Source organism: Collimonas sp. GW821-FHT02H07 (assembly GCF_059421505.1).
Genome location: NZ_JBWKVC010000016.1, coordinates 100,761 through 119,142, shown reverse-complemented (window position 1 = coordinate 119,142; position 18,382 = coordinate 100,761). Strand labels below are relative to the sequence as shown.

12 protein-coding genes are annotated in these 18,382 nt (G+C 60.4%); 7 read left to right on the top strand and 5 right to left on the bottom strand.

Annotation, left to right across the window (positions count from 1 at the left end):
* The first annotated feature begins 34 nt into the window (after positions 1-34).
* Complete coding sequence (gene trpC, locus AC07V8_RS21755) at positions 35-838, top strand: indole-3-glycerol phosphate synthase TrpC (RefSeq protein WP_494680089.1); 804 nt, start codon at positions 35-37, stop codon at positions 836-838.
* Positions 839-855: 17 nt separating this feature from the next.
* On the opposite strand, the gene AC07V8_RS21750 is transcribed toward trpC, so the two are convergent.
* Complete coding sequence (locus AC07V8_RS21750; RefSeq protein WP_494680090.1) at positions 856-1,659, bottom strand: MetQ/NlpA family ABC transporter substrate-binding protein; 804 nt, start codon at positions 1,657-1,659, stop codon at positions 856-858.
* 231 nt (positions 1,660-1,890) lie between these two features.
* Here AC07V8_RS21750 and AC07V8_RS21745 point away from each other — a divergent pair, with 231 nt between their 5' ends.
* From AC07V8_RS21745 to AC07V8_RS21725, 5 genes are all read left to right on the top strand, one after another.
* Complete coding sequence (locus tag AC07V8_RS21745) at positions 1,891-3,780, top strand: alpha/beta hydrolase family protein (RefSeq protein WP_494680166.1); 1,890 nt, start codon at positions 1,891-1,893, stop codon at positions 3,778-3,780.
* Between the two features lie 428 nt (positions 3,781-4,208).
* Positions 4,209-5,201, top strand: coding sequence for a LacI family DNA-binding transcriptional regulator (locus tag AC07V8_RS21740; protein WP_494680091.1), 993 nt, complete (start codon positions 4,209-4,211; stop codon positions 5,199-5,201).
* Positions 5,198-6,421, top strand: coding sequence for an AGE family epimerase/isomerase (locus AC07V8_RS21735; protein WP_494680092.1), 1,224 nt, complete (start codon positions 5,198-5,200; stop codon positions 6,419-6,421). Before AC07V8_RS21740 ends, AC07V8_RS21735 begins: the two co-directional genes overlap by 4 nt.
* A gap of 512 nt (positions 6,422-6,933) precedes the next feature.
* The gene (locus tag AC07V8_RS21730; protein ID WP_494680093.1) at positions 6,934-9,420 is read left to right on the top strand and encodes a GH92 family glycosyl hydrolase; all 2,487 of its coding nucleotides are present in this window, start codon (positions 6,934-6,936) and stop codon (positions 9,418-9,420) included.
* 144 nt (positions 9,421-9,564) lie between these two features.
* On the top strand, positions 9,565-12,516 hold the full coding sequence (locus AC07V8_RS21725; protein WP_494680094.1) for a GH92 family glycosyl hydrolase: 2,952 nt from the start codon (positions 9,565-9,567) through the stop codon (positions 12,514-12,516).
* Positions 12,517-12,575: 59 nt separating this feature from the next.
* On the opposite strand, the gene AC07V8_RS21720 is transcribed toward AC07V8_RS21725, so the two are convergent.
* The 4 genes from AC07V8_RS21720 to AC07V8_RS21705 form a co-directional block, all read right to left on the bottom strand.
* Positions 12,576-13,946, bottom strand: a complete 1,371-nt coding sequence (locus AC07V8_RS21720) for a carbohydrate porin (RefSeq protein ID WP_494680095.1) — start codon at positions 13,944-13,946, stop codon at positions 12,576-12,578.
* Positions 13,947-14,026: 80 nt separating this feature from the next.
* Positions 14,027-14,668, bottom strand: a complete 642-nt coding sequence (locus tag AC07V8_RS21715) for an FMN-binding negative transcriptional regulator (protein ID WP_494680096.1) — start codon at positions 14,666-14,668, stop codon at positions 14,027-14,029.
* A 47-nt stretch (positions 14,669-14,715) separates the two neighbouring features.
* Positions 14,716-15,147: a GNAT family N-acetyltransferase gene (locus AC07V8_RS21710; protein ID WP_494680097.1), complete on the bottom strand. Its 432-nt coding sequence runs from the start codon at positions 15,145-15,147 to the stop codon at positions 14,716-14,718.
* Between the two features lie 116 nt (positions 15,148-15,263).
* Positions 15,264-16,529 carry a dicarboxylate/amino acid:cation symporter gene (locus tag AC07V8_RS21705; RefSeq protein WP_494680098.1) on the bottom strand — a complete coding sequence of 422 codons (1,266 nt, stop codon included), beginning with the start codon at positions 16,527-16,529 and terminating at the stop codon, positions 15,264-15,266.
* 594 nt (positions 16,530-17,123) lie between these two features.
* Between AC07V8_RS21705 and AC07V8_RS21700 the strand changes: the two genes are divergently transcribed.
* Positions 17,124-18,344: an ABC transporter substrate-binding protein gene (locus tag AC07V8_RS21700; protein WP_494680099.1), complete on the top strand. Its 1,221-nt coding sequence runs from the start codon at positions 17,124-17,126 to the stop codon at positions 18,342-18,344.
* The last annotated feature ends 38 nt before the right edge of the window (positions 18,345-18,382 follow it).

The window sequence follows — 18,382 nt, the reverse complement described above, 5'->3', positions numbered from 1 at the left end:
CACCATCATCAATACCGTAGCAAAGGATAACGCCATGTCTGATATCTTGAACAAAATCCTGGCCGTCAAAGCGGATGAAGTCGCTGCGGCAAAAAAGCAGCAAGACTTCGCCAGCCTGCGGCGCGAAGTGGAATCCGATGCCGAGGCGCGCGCCGCCCTGCGCGGCTACGAAGCCGCGCTGCGTGCAAAAATCGCAGCGGGGCACGCCGGCGTGATCGCCGAAGTCAAGAAGGCCTCGCCTTCCAAGGGTGTGATCCGCGCCGATTTCCGTCCCGCCGAGATTGCCGTCGATTACGCGGCGCACGGCGCGGCCTGCCTGTCAGTGCTCACCGACATCCAGTTTTTCCAAGGTTCGCCCGAGTACCTGAAACAGGCGCGCACCGCATGCAACTTGCCGGCGCTGCGCAAGGATTTCATGATCGATCCCTACCAGGTGTACCAGGCGCGTTCCTGGGGTGCCGACGCTATCTTGCTGATCGTTGCCGCGCTGGACCATGGCCTGATGGCGGAAATGGAAGCGGTCGCGCATGAGTTGGGCATGAGCGTGCTGGTGGAAGTGCACAACGCCGAAGAACTGAACGCGGCCTTGAAACTGAAGACCAATCTGCTCGGCATCAATAACCGCAACCTGCGCACGTTTGAAACGTCGCTGCAGACCACGCTCGACCTGCTGCCGCACATCACGCCGGACAAGCTGGTCGTCACCGAATCCGGCATCCACAGCAAAGACGACGTCAAGCGCATGCGCGACGCCAATGTTCACGCCTTCCTGGTGGGCGAAGCCTTCATGCGGGCGGAACACCCAGGCGTCGAACTGGCCCGTCTGTTCGATAACTGAAGCTGCAAGACCAGCGCTTAGAACGCCGGAATCAAGGATCCCTTGAATTCGGCTTCGATGAATTTGCGCACTTCTTCCGACTGATAAGCCTTGACCAGTTTTTTCACCCAGGGCTTGTCCTTGTCTTCCGCCCGCGTGACGATCAGGTTGGCGTACGGCCCCTTGGCGTCCTCCACCGCAATCGCGTCGCGCTGCAGCGACAACCCCGCCTTCACCGCATAATCGTTGTTGACCGAAGCTGCCGCCAGATCATCCAGTGAACGCGGCAGCTGCGCCGCGTCCAGTTCCACCAGCTTGAGCTTCTTCGGATTGGCAATCACATCCAGCGGCGTCGCGTTGACGCCGTTCTCGCCGACGCCTGGTTTCAACTTGATCAAACCGGCCTTCTGCAACAGCAGCAGCGCCCGGTTGCCGTTGGAGGGATCGTTCTGGATGCCGATGCTGGCGCCCGCGGGCAACTGATCGACCGCCTTGTATTTCTTTGAATAGATGCCGAGCGGCGCCGTGATGGTCAGGGCGACCGGCACAATCCTGTAGCCGCGCGCCTTGACCTGGCTGTCGAGGAAAGGCTTGTGCTGGAAGGCGTTGGCGTCCAGATCGCCGACCGCCAGCGCTTCGTTCGGCTGCAGATAATCGCTGAAAGTAATCAGCTGGATCTCCAGGCCCTCGCGCGCCGCCACCTTCTTTACCACTTCGAAAGTCTGCTCTGCATTGCCGACCGAAACGCCGACCTTGATCCTGCTCTTGTCCTGCGCATGGGCGGCGACGGCGCTCGCCGCCAGCAATAAGACCGGTAATGTCTTGACGATGAAACGACGCATTTTTTCTCCGTAGCGATGTGGTGGCAACAAACTGAATCAAGATCTTCACACATCCGCGGGCGATCGCTAAGGAACGATTTTGCATGTCGATATATCTCAACCATCGATTGATTGATACCCATTCCTGTTTGCGGCATATAATAATTTTGCCAATCAATCACGCCGGATCAGGTTTACAGGCCTGAACGCCTGCTACGACCGAAGTACTTTTGGAGGTTTTCGATGCGCGCAATTTATAAAGTGGTTACCGCAACCTGCTTCAGTTTGTCCATCATAGGCGGAGGGGCAATGGCCGCCGACCCGCCCAAGCAATATTCCGTGCGCGATTTCTTCAGGAATCCCGAACAAGCCGGTTTCCAGCTCTCCCCTAACGGCAAATACATCAGCTTCATGCAACCATGGGAAGGCCGCATGAATATCTTTATCCGGACCGTCGGCTCGGACGCGCCGCCGCTGCGCACCACCTCCGAAAAAGACCGCGATATCAGCGGCTATTTCTGGAAGGGCGACGATCGCATCCTGTTTGCCAAAGACTTCGGCGGCGACGAGAATTTCCACGTGGTGTCGGTAGGACGCGACGGCAAAGACCTCAAGGACCTGACGCCCTACCCCAAGGTGCGCGCCCAGATCGTCGACGACCTGGAAGACAATCCGGATGAAATCCTTGTCAGCCACAACAAGCGCAATGCCGAAATCTTCGACGTCTACCGCATCAACGTCAAGACCGGCGCCGAAAAGCTGGTGGCCAAGAACCCCGGCACCATCCAGGCCTGGATCACCGACCACGACGGCAAGGTGCGCGCCGCCACCACTTCCGACGGCGTCAACACCAGCCTGCTGTATCGCGCCAGCGAAAGCGCGCCGTTCAAGACCATCCTGACCACCTCGTTCAAGGATTCGGTGAGCCCGCTGTTTTTCACCTTCGACAACAAGAAGCTGTACGTCTCCTCGAACCTGGGCCGCGACAAGCAAGCCATCGTGATCTTCAATCCGGAAACCGCCAAGGAAGAAGAGCTGCTATATGAAAACCCGGAAGTCGACGTCGACGGCCTGTCCTATTCAAAGAAGCGCAAGGTGCTGACGGAAATCAGCTACACCACCTGGAAGCCCGAGCAAAAATTCCTCGATGCGCAAAGCGAAGCCTTGCACAAGACCTTGCAGGAAAAACTGCCTGGCTACGAAGTCATCACGCAGTCGCACACCAAGGATGAGTCGAAGTGGATCGTGGCCGCCTACAACGACCGCACCCAGGGCAGCCGCTATCTGTTCGACAGCAAGAGCGGCAAGCTGACCAAGCTGGCCGACATCAATCCGGCCATCGCGGAAAAAGACATGGCGGAAATGAAAGCGGTGCAGTACAAGGCGCGCGACGGCTTGCTGATCAACGGCTACCTGACCCTGCCTCAGGGCAAGGATCCAAAGAACCTGCCGGTGATCATCAACCCGCACGGCGGCCCTTGGGCGCGCGATGTGTGGGGCTACAACCCGGAAGTGCAGCTGCTCGCCAACCGCGGCTATGCGGTATTGCAGGTCAACTACCGCGGCTCGACCGGCTACGGCCGCAAGTTCTGGGAAGCGTCGTTCAAGCAATGGGGCAAGACCATGCAGGATGACCTTAGCGATGGCGTGCAATGGCTGGTCGCGCAAGGCATCGCCGATCCCAAGCGGGTGGCGATCTACGGCGGCTCCTACGGCGGCTACGCGACGCTGGCCGGCGTCACCTTTACGCCGGAGCTGTATGCGGCGGCGGTCGACTATGTCGGCGTCTCCAACCTGTTCACCTTCATGAACACCATCCCGCCTTACTGGAAGCCGTTCCTCGACCAGATGCATGAGATGGTCGGCGATCCGGAGAAAGACAAAGCCTTGCTGAGTTCGGCCTCGCCGGCATTGCATACCGACCGCATCAAGACGCCGCTGTTCGTTGCGCAAGGCGCCAACGATCCGCGCGTCAACAAGGCCGAATCGGACCAGATCGTGGAGAGCCTGCGCAAGCGCGGCGTGCCGGTGGAATACATGGTGAAGGACAATGAAGGCCACGGCTTCCACAACGAAGAAAACCGCTTCGATTTTTATACTGCGATGGAAGGCTTCCTGGCCAAGCATCTGACGCCGCAATAAACGTCAACGCATTGCTTTACCTGATATGGAAAGCGCGGGCGCCGGCAGCGGCTGCCCGCTTTTTTTTTCGCCGCGCAAGGTAACAATCAGAGCGCCGCAACATTTCCGGCAAGAATCGATACCTCGATAGTCTTTAGGTACTGTTTAGATACTGTTTCTTCGCATATACCTATTTATAGATCGAAGAATGACTAAGGTTTAGTACGTTTACTAAACAATAAAATCTCACAAATGTAAAATAAACCCTTATATATCATGAAGTTATGAGAACTTATTTTAGGAAATATTTGTAAATTTCATTTTTTTACTATACATTAATACTCACAAAACATCCTTGAGTTCCGGCGGCATCAGGCGCGACAGCACCGTGGCCGGATCTCAGGCAAATGCAGGCGCCGCAGCGGCAGCCTGCAAACAAGGAGGAGAGAATGCGAGCAACGATCCGCGACATCGCACTGGCTGCCAATGTATCCATCGGCACCGTGTCGCGCGCCCTGAAAAAACAATCGGGCCTGACTGAACAGACCCGCATCCATGTACAAAGGATCGCGTCCCAGCTTGGCTACAACGAAGCCAACCTGCGTCAGGGAAAAATCCGCCGCCTGACTTTCCTATTGCATCGCCAGCACAATAATTTCGTCGCCAGCCCGTTTTTTTCGCATGTGCTGCACGGCGTGGAAACCGCCTGCCGCGAGCGCAGCATCGTGCCGACCGTATTGTCGATCGGCCCGGCCGACAATGTGATGGAACAGATCCGCCTGCACGAACCCGATGCGCTGGCGGTGGCCGGCTTCATGGAGCCGGAAGTGCTGGAATGGCTGACCAAGACCGGCAAGCCGGTAGTGCTGATCGATTTGTGGGCGCCCGGCTTCCGCTCCGTGAACATCGACAATCTCGGCGGCGCCCTGGCGGCGACCCGCCATCTGATGGAGCTCGGCCGCCAGCGGCTGGCTTTCATTTCCGGTCCGCTGTCGCATTACAGTATTGCGCAACGCTCACTGGGCTACCGCCAGGCGCTGTTCGAAGCCGGCCGCCTGTTCGATCCGCGCCTGGAAATCACTTTGCAGCCAGGCCAGGAACTGCAGCAGCAGGCCGCCGCCGCGATACACACCCTGCTGCAATCGGGACCGCCGCCGGACGCCATCTTCTGCTACAACGACGCCACCGCGCTTGCCGTCATGAATGCATGCCAGGCGCGCGGCTTGCGGATTCCGGAAGATATCGCACTTGTCGGCTTCGACAATATCGATGGCGCCGCCAGCGCCGCGCCGCCGCTCACTACGCTGGCGGTCGACAAGGAAGCGCTGGGACGAATGGGCATGCAGCTATTGCTGGACGATGCGCCGGCGCAAACCGAAGTGGTGCTGCCGGTGGAGCTGATCCGGCGCGCCAGCACGCTGGGCAACGGGGCGCTCGCATGAACATGCTTGAACCGACAGCCATGCCCAAGGATGAATTCCGCCAGCCAGCCTTCCTGCTGCAGCACGTGCGCGACACCATGCGCTTCTATCATCCGCGCGCCACCGATCCCTCAGGCGGCTTCTATCATTTTTACAGAGACGACGGCAGCGTCTACGACAGCCAGACCCGGCACCTGGTCAGCAGCACGCGCTTCGTCTTCAATTATGCGATGGCCTACCGCCAGTTCGGCGATCCCGCCTATCTGGAGGCAGTCAGGCACGGCGTGGCCTTCCTGCGCGAGGCGCACTGGGATGCGGAATTGCAAGGCTACGACTGGACCTTGTCCTGGCAAGACGGCCGCAAGCAAGTGCTCGATCCGACCCGCCATTGCTACGGCCTGGCGTTCGTCCTGCTGGCTTACGCCCACGCCATGATGGCGAGCGTGGCCGACGCCAAAGAATGGCTGTATCAAACATACGACTTGCTGGAACAGCGTTTCTGGGAACCGCACGCCGGTCTGTATGCCGACGAAGCCAGCGCCGGCTGGCAGCTGCAAGCCTATCGCGGCCAGAACGCCAACATGCACATGACCGAGGCGCTGCTGGCGGCCTATGAAGCCAGCGGCGATACGCTGTTCCTGGACCGCGCCGAAATGGTGGCGCGCCATATCACCGTGCGCCAGGCCGCCCTCAGCAATGGCTTGATCTGGGAACACTACCATCCGGACTGGTCGGTCGACTGGGACTACAACAAGGAAGACAGCAGCAACATCTTCCGCCCCTGGGGTTTCCAGCCCGGCCATCACACCGAATGGGCCAAGTTGCTGTTGATACTGGAACGGCACCGGCCGCAGGAATGGCTGCTGCCGCGCGCCATCGAATTGTTCGACGCCGCCATGGATGCGGCCTGGGACATGGAGTGCGGCGGCATCTACTACGGCTTCGCGCCGGACGGCGTCATCTGCGACCAGGACAAGTATTTCTGGGTACAGGCAGAGAGCTTTGCCGCTGCCGCCCTGCTGGCCCAGCGCACCGGCAAGCATCGCTTCTGGGACTGGTACGACCATATCTGGCAATACAGCTGGCGGCATTTCATCGATCACCAGCATGGCGCCTGGTTCCGCATCCTGACGCGCGACAACCGCAAGTACAGCGACAAAAAAAGCCCGGCCGGCAAGACCGATTACCACACCATGGGCGCCTGTTATGAAGTGCTCGGCGTCTTGCAACAAAAAGGATGACGATGCGGTTCCTGCCGAATATGTCTCCTGAAGGCTTGTACTGAATATCTCTTGACCCGCGGCGCCGTCACGGCCCGCCACGTCGCCAGCCGGCCTCCCGGACCTGGCCACACCAGCAAATACTGAAATGCGAATTTAGTTCGTAGTGGTTAGGGCCTGCTGACCTGTGATTTGGGAGTGCGAACGTGCGGCAGGCGTTACAGGCCTAGGCACGACGACGCGCCGTAGTGGTGCTACGGCAAGGAGGCGGATGGCCGCCCCGAGTAACGACGGCATGTGACGCCTGCAGCCGTTCCCGGAGGGTTCCAACCAAAACGTGCGCTGGCCGCGTTGCATGGCTTGCTGGGGCACCAGCCCCAGCTACGCCACGCGCCTTGCCAGCACACGTTTTGCTTGGAACGCATCTCCCAAATCACAGGTCAGCAGGCCCTAAGTATTTCCGATTACTTTGCATCAGCAAGTAACGACTATAAGGAGGAACGATGAATAAGCAGGCATGCAGGAAACTTGCAGTGAGTGCGCTCGCGGTCATGTTGTTCGGCTGCGGCGATGGTTCAAATGGTATCGATGGAAAAGCCGCCAACGCCGAAGCGGCCGGCGCTAACGGCGTTCCAGGGCAGCCAGTAGTCGCCGCACCGGTGGCCGACGCCGACAGCGCGCTCAAGCCGCTGCCCGAACTGGCGCTGACCAAATACATCAATCCCTTCCTCGGCACCAGACAGCAACCCGGCGGCACCCATCCCGGCAACACCAGTCCGGCGGCAACCCTGCCGTTCGGCATGGTCTCCTTCGGCCCCGATACCGACATCGATCACCAGTATTATTCCAGCGGGTCGGGCTACAACTACGACAGCAACATGATCAACTACTTCAGCATGACCCGCATCAGCGGGCCGGGCTGCCGCAGCGGCGGCACCTTGCCGATCATGCCGACCATGCTGACCAGCCAGCTCGCCAGCAACACCAATCAGGTCATGCGCCAGGCCAGCAACACCTTCGATCACAAAGACGAAACCGCCGCGCCCGGCTATTACAAGGTGAAGACCAAGGACGGCATCGTCACCGAACTGACTGCAACCGCGCGCAGCGGCTTCGCGCGCTTCAGCTATCCGGACAAGACCAAGGCCATCCTGGTGATCGATGCGACCCAGAACAATTCAATGACCGGCGTCAGCGCCCAGATCTGGCAAGACCCGGCCGACGCCAGCGGCTTTTACGGCAAGACTTCCAACAAATTCAACTGCGGCGGCGCCTACGACGTGTATTTCTACATACAGTCCGGTTCCGCCTACGCCACGGCGCCGCGTTTCATCAACAATACCGGCACCCTGATCCTGAATTTCGATCTGTCCAAATCGGCCGGCAGCAGTGCGGCGGTCAAGATCGGCCTGTCGTATGTCAGCCCCGCCAATGCCTTGCGCAATCTGAAAAAGGAAAACGCCGGCTTCGATTTCGACAAGACCAGAAGCCAGGCCGACGCCACATGGAACACCCGGCTCAACACCATCCAGGTGGATGCGGCCGGCGCCAGCGGCGATTCCCTGACGCAGTTCTACACAGCCTTCTATCACGCCATGTCCGGCCCGACCTTGTTCAGCGACGTCGACGGCAGCTACATCGGCCTCGACAAGCAGCGTCACCAGACCGATACCTACAAGGACAAGAACGGCGCGCTGGTGCGCAGGAAGCACTACACCACCTTTTCCATCTGGGACACCTACCGCTCGCTCAGCGCCATGCATGCCTGGCTGTTTCGCGACGAGGCGGCCGACATGGCGCAATCGCTGGTGAACGACGCCGTCCAGTGCGGCGCCTTCCCGCACTGGGCCGACGCCAATGTCGATGACGTGCCGATGGAAGGCGACCACGCGCCGATGCTGCTGGCCAGCCTGCAAGCCTTCGGCGCTACCCGCTTCGACAGCGCCACCGCCCTGACCTACATGAAACGCGCCGCCTTCGGTCCCAGCACGGACTGGCCGCAATGGCCCGCCTGCAACGGCAATCCGGCTTTCGGCAGGAACGTGGCGGGCACCGCGCAAGGCAATATGCCGGATTACCTCAAGCTAGGCTATGTTGCCGAGGGCAGCGACGCCAGCGGCATCCATACCGGTTCGCTGACGATCGAAGGCGCCAACCGCGATTTCGCCATCGGCCGTTTCATCAGTAACCTGGCGCCCGGCGATACTTCGGCCGACGACAAAAAGAGCGCAGCGGCGCTGCTGACGCGCGGCGAGAACTGGAAGAACATCTTCAATCCGACTACCAAAGTACTGGCGGTCAAGGACCTGGCCGGCAACTGGGCTTCGCCCTCACAGGACGACGGCTATCACGAAGGCACGGCTGCCCAGTATCTGTGGGCGATTCCGCATGACCTGAGCAAGATCGCTACCGCCCTGGGCGGCAACGCGGCCGCCATCCAGCGTCTCGACACCTTGTTTTCCATCAGCGCCAAAGCCGGAACGCCGGCCGGGCTGACGCTGGACAGCAGCCGCCTCAACGGCGGCGAAAACTCGGATGACTTCTACATGGGCAACGAACCCGGCTTCGCCTCGCCATGGGCCTATAACTGGACCGGCATGCCTTCTCGTGCGCAGTTCGTGCTGCCGCAGATCATGGCCGCCACCTTCTCCAGCAAACCCGAGGGCTTGCCGGGCAATGACGATGTCGGCGCCACTTCGGGCTGGTATGTGTGGGCATCGCTGGGACTGTATCCGATGATTCCCGGCGTACCCGGACTGACGATGGCGACGCCGCAATTCTCCAGCGTCACGATCCAGCTGGCGGACGGCAAACGCTTGCTCATCAAGCGCGACAAGAATGCCGCCTTTGTCAAAACCCTGAAAGTGAATGGCCAGGACTGGCCCAGCACCTGGCTGCCGCTGAGCAAAGTGCAGGCCGGCGGCACGCTGGATTTCAGCGTCTCCGACCAGCCGACTTCGTGGGGCCAGGCCAGCGCGCCGCCGTCCGGCGCCGTCGGCAACTTTTCCCAGTCTCCCTGACGCAATTCAAAGGATGCGGATCGGCCATCCGGCCGGTTCGCCGGCGTTCGCCTGCCGCTGGCGCGGGTCGCGTTCGCCGTCATGCAAGCAGGCCAGCTTCATCCAGAAATTTGGACTTTCAAAAATAATGCTATTGGAGGAACAATGAATCTGCACTCGAACAAAGATCTCAGACATAAGCTGGCCATCGGCATTGCCGCCACAGCGCTGTTCGGCTGCGGCAGCGGCTCGGACCAGCCATCCGCCGGAAGCACAGGCGCCTCTGCCGCGGCCAACAGCCTGGTTAAAGATGCTGTGCCGGCAAACACCGAAGCCTTCACCAAGGTCGCACTGACCCAGTACGTCAATCCCTTCATCGGCACGGCGGATTCATCGGCGCCGGCCACCGACCCTGTGCCCGCGGGCGCCAGGGGCGGCACCTTCCCCGGCGCGACGACGCCGTTCGGCATGGTGCAATGGACGCCCATGACCCCCAGCAACGGCGGTCAGGATCATCCGGTGGGCTACATCTACAAGGAAAAGACCATCACCGGTTTCCCGCTGACGCAGATGAGCGGCTCCGGCTGCGACGGCAATGAAGGCGAACTGCCGATCATGCCGACCTTCGACACCAGCTCAGTCGGCGTCAACGCCAAGGAAAATTTCGATCACAAGAATGAAACGGCGCGGCCCGGTTATTACCAGGTGACCTTGAACGACGGCATCAACACCGAGCTGACGGCGACCACCAGAAGCGGTTTCGGCCGCTTCACCTTCCCGGCCAGGTCCGCCATCGCCAGCGCCAACAAGACACCCTATCTGGTATTCGACGCCACACGCAGCAACACCATCTCGCCGACCACCGGCGTCATCAAGACCGAGGGCAAGGATGGCTTGTCCGGCTCCACCGTCGGCGGCAAATTTTGCGGGGCGCGCACTTACACCCTGTACTTCTACGCCAAGTTCGACCGCAGCATCACCGCCGCCATCAGCAACGGCAAGGCTAACGTGAGCTTCGACGCCAGCAGCAAGCCGGCGGTGCTGATGAAGATCGGCCTGTCCTATGTCAGCAGCGACAATGCCCGCAAGAACCTGGAACAGGAAAACCCGGGCTGGGACTTCAACGCCGTGCGCGATGCCGCCGCCGATGCCTGGAACAAGCGCCTCAACACGATCCAGGTCACTGGCGGCAGCGAGACCGAAAAACGCAAGTTCTACACCGCGCTATATCACTCGCTGCTGTCGCCCAACACCAATAGCGACGTCACCGGCGACTATCTCGGCTTCGACCAGAAGACCCACAAGGTGCAGGACGGCCGCACCCAGTATGTCAACTACTCCAACTGGGATGTGTACCGCAGCCTGATCCCCTTGAACGGCATGCTGTTTCCCAAGGAAACCAGCGACATGATGCAATCGCTGGTCAACGACGCCGACCAGTGCGGCGCCATCCCGCGCTGGGCGCCGATCAATGTCGACGCCGGCATCATGCCGGGCGACTCCGGCGTGCCGACCATCATGGGCGGCTACGCCTTCGGCGCCACCAACTTCGACGCCAGGAAAGCCTTGGACTACATGACCCTGGCCGGCAACAAGGCCGATGTGCAATGCACCGGCGATCACGTGCGCGACAGCGTCGACCGCATGAACGACTATCTGGTGCATGGCTATGCCGCCATGGACAACGGCTGGTGGGCCGGCTCGCTGACGTTTGAGTTCGGCACTGCGGATTTCGCCACCGCGCAGCTGGCCAAGGCCCTGGGCGACAACATGAACTACCAGCTATTCCTGAGCCGCTCCGCCAACTGGAAAAACCAATTCAACCCGACGCAAAAACAACTCCTGCCGCGCTATCGCAACGGCAGCTGGCTGCTGAACCCGCAGCCGAACGCCGACATGGTGGAAGGCAACGCCGAGCAATATACCTGGATGTCGGCCTACGACGCGCGCGGCCTGTTCAACCTGGCAGGCGGCAACGCGGCGGCCATAAAGCGCCTCGACGCCTTCTTCCAGAATCTCAACGCCGGCATGAACCTGCCCAACTTCTACATGGGCAATGAACCGAGCTTCGCCACGCCCTGGCTGTACAACTGGAGCGGTGCGCCGTGGCGTACGCAAAAGGTGGTGCGCGACGTGGCCAACACGGTGTTCTCGGACGATCCGGGCGGCTTGCCGGGCAATGACGATCTCGGCGCTGTCTCGTCCTGGTACGTGTGGGCGGCAATCGGTTTGTATCCGGAAATCCAGGCGGTCAGCGGCTTGACTGTCGGCAGCCCGATGTTCGACAAGGTGGTGATCCGCTGGGCCGACGGCAGCAAGAAACTGGCGATCAACGCCAAAGGTGCCGCCAGCAACTCGCCGTATATCCAGACCCTGGCGCTGAATGGCCAGGCGCTGGACATGCCCTGGCTGTGGCTGAAGGACTTGAAGGACAACGCCACGCTGGACTTCACGCTGGCAGCCAGCCAGTCGCAATGGGGCCAGGATTCCGCGTCCAGGATGCCTTCCTTCGGCCTCGATGGCTTCACCAATCTGGCTGACGCCCTGAACAATCGCGGCATAGGCACTGATGGCCAGAAAACCACGCGCGGGCTGGAGGGCTATACCTACGACATGGGCGGCTGGAGCTATTCCTCGCAAGCGCTGGCGGCGGCCGGGGCGACGGCGGGCGGCAGCGTCAGCTTCAACGGCATCCGGTTCACCTGGCCGGACGGCAAGTCAGGGTTGGATAATATGGTCAGCCAGGGCCAGACCATTACCCTGGCCAAGCCGCGGGCAGCGACCACGCTGGCCATTCTGGGTAGTTCGACCAATGCCTCAAGCGCACCGACCGGCAAGCTGACCGTCACCTATACCGACAATACCCAGGCCAGTTTCGACCTGCGCTTCGACGACTGGACCCTGGGCGGCGGCTCCGCCAAGGTCGGCAGCTACAACCAGATTGCCCTGACCAGCGCCCATCGGGTCGACCAGAACGGCAATACCGACAGCACCAAGGCCTATGTCTACTACTGGGACGCGCAACTCGACAAGACCCGTACGGTCAAGAGCATCGCCCTGCCGTACCAGACCGACAACGGTGCCGTGATGCACGTGTTTGCGATGGAACTGAAGTAGATTGAAAGACGCCTACGGCTCAGTCGTGCTGTAAGCGCAAACCGCTCCCTGCGATGCGCCTAGAATTCCGCGTGCAGCCGCAGGGAGCCCACCGTCACCGGTCCGCGGTCGGCGTTGTAGGCAGGATTGTAGAAGCGCTGCACATCCGCCGTCAGCGCAACCGCTTTCGACAGGCTGTAGCTGTAATAGGCTTCCAGGATGCGTTCCGGCCGGTAGTTCAGCTGGCCGTCGCCGATGAACACGCCCAGTCCGCCGGCAGCCAGGTATTCCTGATGCGCCTTGCTCAAGCCGTTTTGTATCACGGCGAATCCGACGGTGTCATTGTCGCGGTGCCAGCTGCCGCCCTTCACGGAAACGCCGGCGGTCACGGAACGTTCGATTTCGGAGAATGAATAGGTTTCGGTCTTGCCGTCGTTGCGGCTGACACGCGCAAAGACGCCGACATCGCTGCCCAGGCTCTGCTCGACATTGATTCCGTAGCCATGCTTGATCTGGCTCTTGCGCACCTGCGCCACATCGGGCGTGCCGCCGTTGAGCGCGGCATACGCCAGCGCATCGGAAAAGCTGCCCATGATCTCCTTGCTGCGGAAAGCCAGCAGGCGCAGCTTGCCGGGCTGGCCGCCGATCACGTGATCGTGCTCAAGCTCGATCTGGTCGCTGTGATACTTGGCGATGCGGGTATCCAGGCGCTGCCCGTTCGACTCCAGCGGCACCATGAACCTGCCGGCGCGCACCACCCAGTCGTCATAATAATATTCCGCCGCTCCGCCCCAGGTGTAGCCGCGGGTATCACCGGCATAATCATAGGGACCATAGGTCGACAAGGCCCAGTTGAGGAATTGCGTGCGGCCGTCGTGGGCGTAAGCATTGCTGTCGAAGATATCGATGATGCTCAAGTTGCCCAGCGTGACCGCCAGGCGGCGCTTGTCGATCATGCCGGCCAGCTGGTTGGGCGCCGACTCGACCGCCTGTTTGTCGCCGCCAAAACCCCAGGTCTGCCTCAGGAACAGGCGCGCCCGGTAAAAGGTAGGGTTGGGACTGCTGCCCTTCTGCTGCTCCGAATCCATCATCCCGCCCAGGCCGGTCAGGCCCGACATCGGCACGGCTTGCACCACCTCCGGATTGAAGTACAGCTCGCCGCCGGTCCAGGGCCGCAGGCCGAGGAACAAGGTGCCGGAGAAGGAATAGCCTTTTTCGGCCGCAGTGCCCAAGCTGTTGGTTCCTGAATACGCGGCGTCAAACGAGGGCTTCTTTTGCCAGACGTAGGTTGCCTGTCCGTGCACGCCCCAGCTTTCTTCTTCGACATCGTCCGCATGCGCGGCCAGCGGCGCCGCTGCCACGGCCATCAGCGCCAGGCTTAACCAAAGCCGGTTGCCGCGGCCGGGCACGAAATGATTGCTTGCTATGCGCGCTAATTGTTGACGTGACATGGATTTTGAACGCAGGCGCAATGCCGTCGAGTTTTACGAAATGGCGATGATATTACCGCATCGCCGCGCCTGAACCGTATTTAACGCTTGGCCTTGCCCGCCTCGACCAGCGCCGCCATGGCCAGCGACTCATCGTCGGCCTGCGCACTCAACCCGGCAATCACGGTGGCCTGGTTCTGCGCCGGCTGGTTCTGGCTGACCTTCCACTTGCCGGACAAACGGGTAATCACGATTTCGATGCCGACAATGGCGCCCATCAGTTTTTCCGTGTAATCCTGCGGCGCGTCGGACAGCTGCCAGGGCTGCGCGAAAGCGGCTTCGTTGTGCGCAGTCAGCGCCGCCAGGTGCGCCGGCAGCCAGCTGGCGTCGTCGATGATGCGCAGCGTGCCGTAGGCATGCGCGACGGCGTAGTTCCAGGTCGGCACCACCTTGCCGGTCTCGGCCTTGGTCGCATACCAGGACGGCGTGATATACGCTTCCGGGCCGTGGAATATCGCCAGCACTTCCACCTCTTTACGGAAATCCTGCCAGACCGGATTGGCGCGCGCCACATGTCCGTGCAAGGTGCCGAAAGGGCCGTCTTGCGCAGACAGCAGCAAGGGGATGTGGTTGGCGTTGAGCCCGTCCGAGGACAGCGTCACCAGAGTAGACAGGGGACGCGCGCGTATCAGCTCGTGCAGGACTTCGATTCTCGGTTCGTCAAAGTGCTTGGGGATATACATGGTGGGCTCGTGTGAAGTATCTGGCCGGCTAAGGATTACCGAAAAATTCAACGCTGGTTCGCATAGGCATCCGGCACAAAACGCTCCATCAGCGCCTGCGGCCGGGCGGGCGCCGTGAAACCGAACTTGGCGTACAGCCCGTGCGCGGTGCTGGTCGCCAGCATGAAACGCCGCAGCCCCTGCAGCCTTGGATGCGCCATGACCGCCGCCATCAGCTCGGCGCTGTAGCCTTTGCCGCGATGTTCGGCCAGCACGAAGACATCGACCAGGTAGGCAAACGTCGAATAATCGGTAACGACCCGCGCATAGGCCACTTGCCCGCTACCGGCAAACAAGCCGAAATTCAGCGAATGGCGGATCGATTCTTCCACCATCGCCAAGGGAATGCCGCGAGCCCATGCCGATTCTTCAGACAGGAAGCGATGAATCAGCGGAATATCCAGTTCAGCCGCTTCGGTGGTGATGCGCAGTTCGTCCATCGGGGGGATGCTTTCAGGTTGTTTACGGAAAACCACAGGCCTGTAAATTAGCATACTCCCGAATGAAAAACAGCGCCGTGGCGGCGCTGTGTCTCAAATGCTACTCTTCGGTTTTCTCACGCATCGCTTGCCAGGGCCTTGCGGCCGGCATCTTCATCCAGCTCGCCTTCCCACTTGGCGATCACCGAGGTCGCAATGCCGTTGCCGATCACGTTGGTGGCGGTACGGCCCATGTCGAGGAACTGGTCGATGCCGATGATCAGCAGGATGCCGGCTTCCGGCAGATGGAACATCGGCAGGATGGCGGCCACCACCACCAGCGAACCGCGCGGCACGCCGGCCATGCCCTTGCTGCTCACCATCAGCACCAGCAGCATGGTGAGCTGCTGGGCAAACGACATTTCGATGTTGTAAGCCTGGGCCACGAACAAGGCGGCGAACGCCTGGTACATCATGGAGCCGTCAAGATTGAAGGAATAACCGAGCGGCAGCACAAAGCCGGTGATCTTGTTGTTGACGCCGAATTTCTCCAGCTGCTCCATGGTCTTCGGATAGGCTGCTTCGCTGCTGGCGGTGGAAAACGCCAGCATGATCGGCTCTTTCAGCAGGCGCAGCAAGGTGAAGATCCCGCCGCGCAGGAAGACATAGCCCATCCCGATCAGCAAGGCCCACAGCGTAGCCAGGCCGACATAGAAACCGCCGAGGAACTTGGCGTAGGTCGCCAGCACGCCAAACCCTTGCACCGTGATCACGGCGGCGATGGAGGCAAACACGCCGAGCGGAGCGAAGCGCATCACGTAGTCCGTGACCTTCAGCATGACGTGCACCAGGCCATCTATCGCCGCGGTCACTACCTTTGCCGATTCACCCTTGACCGAAGCCAGGCCGAATCCGAAAAACAGCGAGAACACCAGGATCTGCAAGATTTCATTCTTTGCCATGGCGTCGACGAAACTGCTCGGGAACACGTGGGAAACGAAATCCTTCAGGTTGAAGCCGCTGGTATTGAGCTTGGTGTCGGCGCCCAAGGCCGGCAGCGGCAGGTTGAGCGCGTGGCCGACCTGGAGCGCGTTGACGAACAACATGCCCAGCGCCAAAGACAACAGGGAGGCGATCACGAACCAGCCCAGCGCCCGGATGCCGATACGGCCGACCGAGCTGCTGTCCTTCATGCCGGCAATGCCGGACACCAGCGTGCCGAACACCAGGGGCGCGATGATCATCTTGATCAGCCGCAAAAACACATCGGTGATGATGGAGAAATAGGCGGCGATTTCCTTCGCCGCCGCTTCGTCCGGCGCCAGGTTGTGGCAGATGTAACCGACCACTATGCCAAGGACCATGCCGACCAGAATCCAAGTCGTTGCCTTCATTTTCTTCATTTGCGTATCCTGCCGTTAACCATACAAAAAATACTCTTGAGCCGAGCCGGGCCCTGCAAAGGATTTGCCGCCCCGTCATCTGCGCTTGTCCAGGCTGTGTTGTTTTGTGTCGACCCGCATTTGCAGAATTGCCAAGCAGAAAGTAGCAACGCAGATTTTGCGCAAATGGCAATATCCTGCGAGTCCAAATAACCAGGCCCCCATGGCGGAGCCCCTGCGAAACCCGACGCCGGCGGCAGGCTTGAAACCGCCGTTGCCGTCCGCAAACAGGCCCGCATGTTACCTTACAAAACATAACGCAATCAACCAAAAACGACGACCCGGGAAGCAGGAAACGCTGAAGCCGCGCAAGCTGCGGGCAGGCTTGCTGCAAGCAGCGTTTCATCCGTGCAAAAATGAGACAAATTGACCGCCCGGCGTATCCCCGCCACCTAATCACCACGGCTTTTCCCTGCCTGCTGTATCCCCATCCAGCTATAGAGAGCAGGTCCCCGCTTTATTTTGAGTTTAGCGCCCTAAAATCCCGCGTTTAGCATCGCCCTGATGTATATTTCTTCGTGGAAACTATAACAATGTTTTATCCTGGAGATAGCAATGCCAAAACGTAGCATGAGCAGCGTCATTTTTTGCCTTACAACATTAGGATTCAGCGCAAGCGCGTTCGCGGAACCGCCGACCATTAAAATCGGCGTCATCGGCCCGATCACCGGCCCCTCGGAAGACATGGGACAAAGCATGATCGGCGGCGCCAGGGTCTTCCTGGCCGACATCAACCAGGTGGGCGGCGTCCTTGGACGCAAGATTGAACTGGTCGAGCGCGACGATCATGCCAAGCCGGACGTCGGAGCGGCCATGGCCAAGGAAATGATCGAGAAGGACGGCGTAGTCGCCGTGGTCGGCTTCGGCAACACCGGCGTCGCGCTGCCTGCAGCGAAACTGTTCCAGGAAGCCAAGATCCCGCTGATCGTCACGGGCGCCACCGGCGCCACCATCACCAAATCCTTCATGCCGCCGGCCTATCCGGTCAGCTACATCTTCCGCACATCCGCCAGCGATGCGCTGCAGCCGATCGTGATCCTCAACGACGTGATCGACCGCCGCAAGATCGACAAGATCGCGCTGCTGCACGATGACAGCCCCTACGGCCAGTTCGGCAAGCAAAGCATGCTGACCGAGCTGGGACGGCGCAACATCAAACCGGTCCTGGTGGAAAGTTTCAAGGTCGGCGACCAGGACATGACGACGCAGCTGCAGCACGCCCGCGACAACGGCGCGCAAGCTGTCGTGATGTACTGCCTGGCTCCCGAGGGCGCGATGGTGGTGAGAAGCGCGGAAAAGCTGAAACTGCACCTGCCGATCGTCGGACCTTGGGGCATGTCGCAGCAAACCTTTATCGACAAGGCCGGCCAGGGAGCGGAAGGCGTGCGCAGCTCGGTGACCTTCATCGAAAACGAACTGAGCTCAGTCAGCAACCAGTTCTCGCTGACCTATCGCAATGTGAACAAGACCAACCACATTCCTTCCGCCGTGGCCGCGGCGCAAACCTATGACGCCTTGCGCCTGATCACGCTGGCGATATTCCAGGCCAACTCGGTGGATGGCGTCAAGGTCAAGGATGCGCTGGAGAACCTGCAGGTGCACACCACCTCCACCATTGTTTCGCGTTATTTCAAGCCGTTCTCGCCGACCGACCATGAAGCCATCGACCTGAACATGATCGTCATGGGTGAAATTCGCAACGGCAAGGTAGCGTATGCGTACAAGGAAGATGCCAGCAGCGGATCGATTGCGCGCACCAAGAAGGCCAGTAACTGAATTGCCGGCGCCGGACAGTTAGCGTTACCAGCCCGGCG

What these genes read in the sequence shown, in the direction of transcription:
- trpC (WP_494680089.1), top strand. Translation starts at nt 35, where the DNA reads ATGTCTGATATCTTGAACAAAATCCTGGCCGTCAAAGCGGATGAAGTC.
- AC07V8_RS21750 (WP_494680090.1), bottom strand. Translation starts at nt 1,659, where the DNA reads ATGCGTCGTTTCATCGTCAAGACATTACCGGTCTTATTGCTGGCGGCG.
- AC07V8_RS21740 (WP_494680091.1), top strand. Translation starts at nt 4,209, where the DNA reads ATGCGAGCAACGATCCGCGACATCGCACTGGCTGCCAATGTATCCATC.
- AC07V8_RS21735 (WP_494680092.1), top strand. Translation starts at nt 5,198, where the DNA reads ATGAACATGCTTGAACCGACAGCCATGCCCAAGGATGAATTCCGCCAG.
- AC07V8_RS21725 (WP_494680094.1), top strand. Translation starts at nt 9,565, where the DNA reads ATGAATCTGCACTCGAACAAAGATCTCAGACATAAGCTGGCCATCGGC.
- AC07V8_RS21720 (WP_494680095.1), bottom strand. Translation starts at nt 13,946, where the DNA reads ATGTCACGTCAACAATTAGCGCGCATAGCAAGCAATCATTTCGTGCCC.
- AC07V8_RS21715 (WP_494680096.1), bottom strand. Translation starts at nt 14,668, where the DNA reads ATGTATATCCCCAAGCACTTTGACGAACCGAGAATCGAAGTCCTGCAC.
- AC07V8_RS21710 (WP_494680097.1), bottom strand. Translation starts at nt 15,147, where the DNA reads ATGGACGAACTGCGCATCACCACCGAAGCGGCTGAACTGGATATTCCG.
- AC07V8_RS21705 (WP_494680098.1), bottom strand. Translation starts at nt 16,529, where the DNA reads ATGAAGAAAATGAAGGCAACGACTTGGATTCTGGTCGGCATGGTCCTT.
- AC07V8_RS21700 (WP_494680099.1), top strand. Translation starts at nt 17,124, where the DNA reads ATGCCAAAACGTAGCATGAGCAGCGTCATTTTTTGCCTTACAACATTA.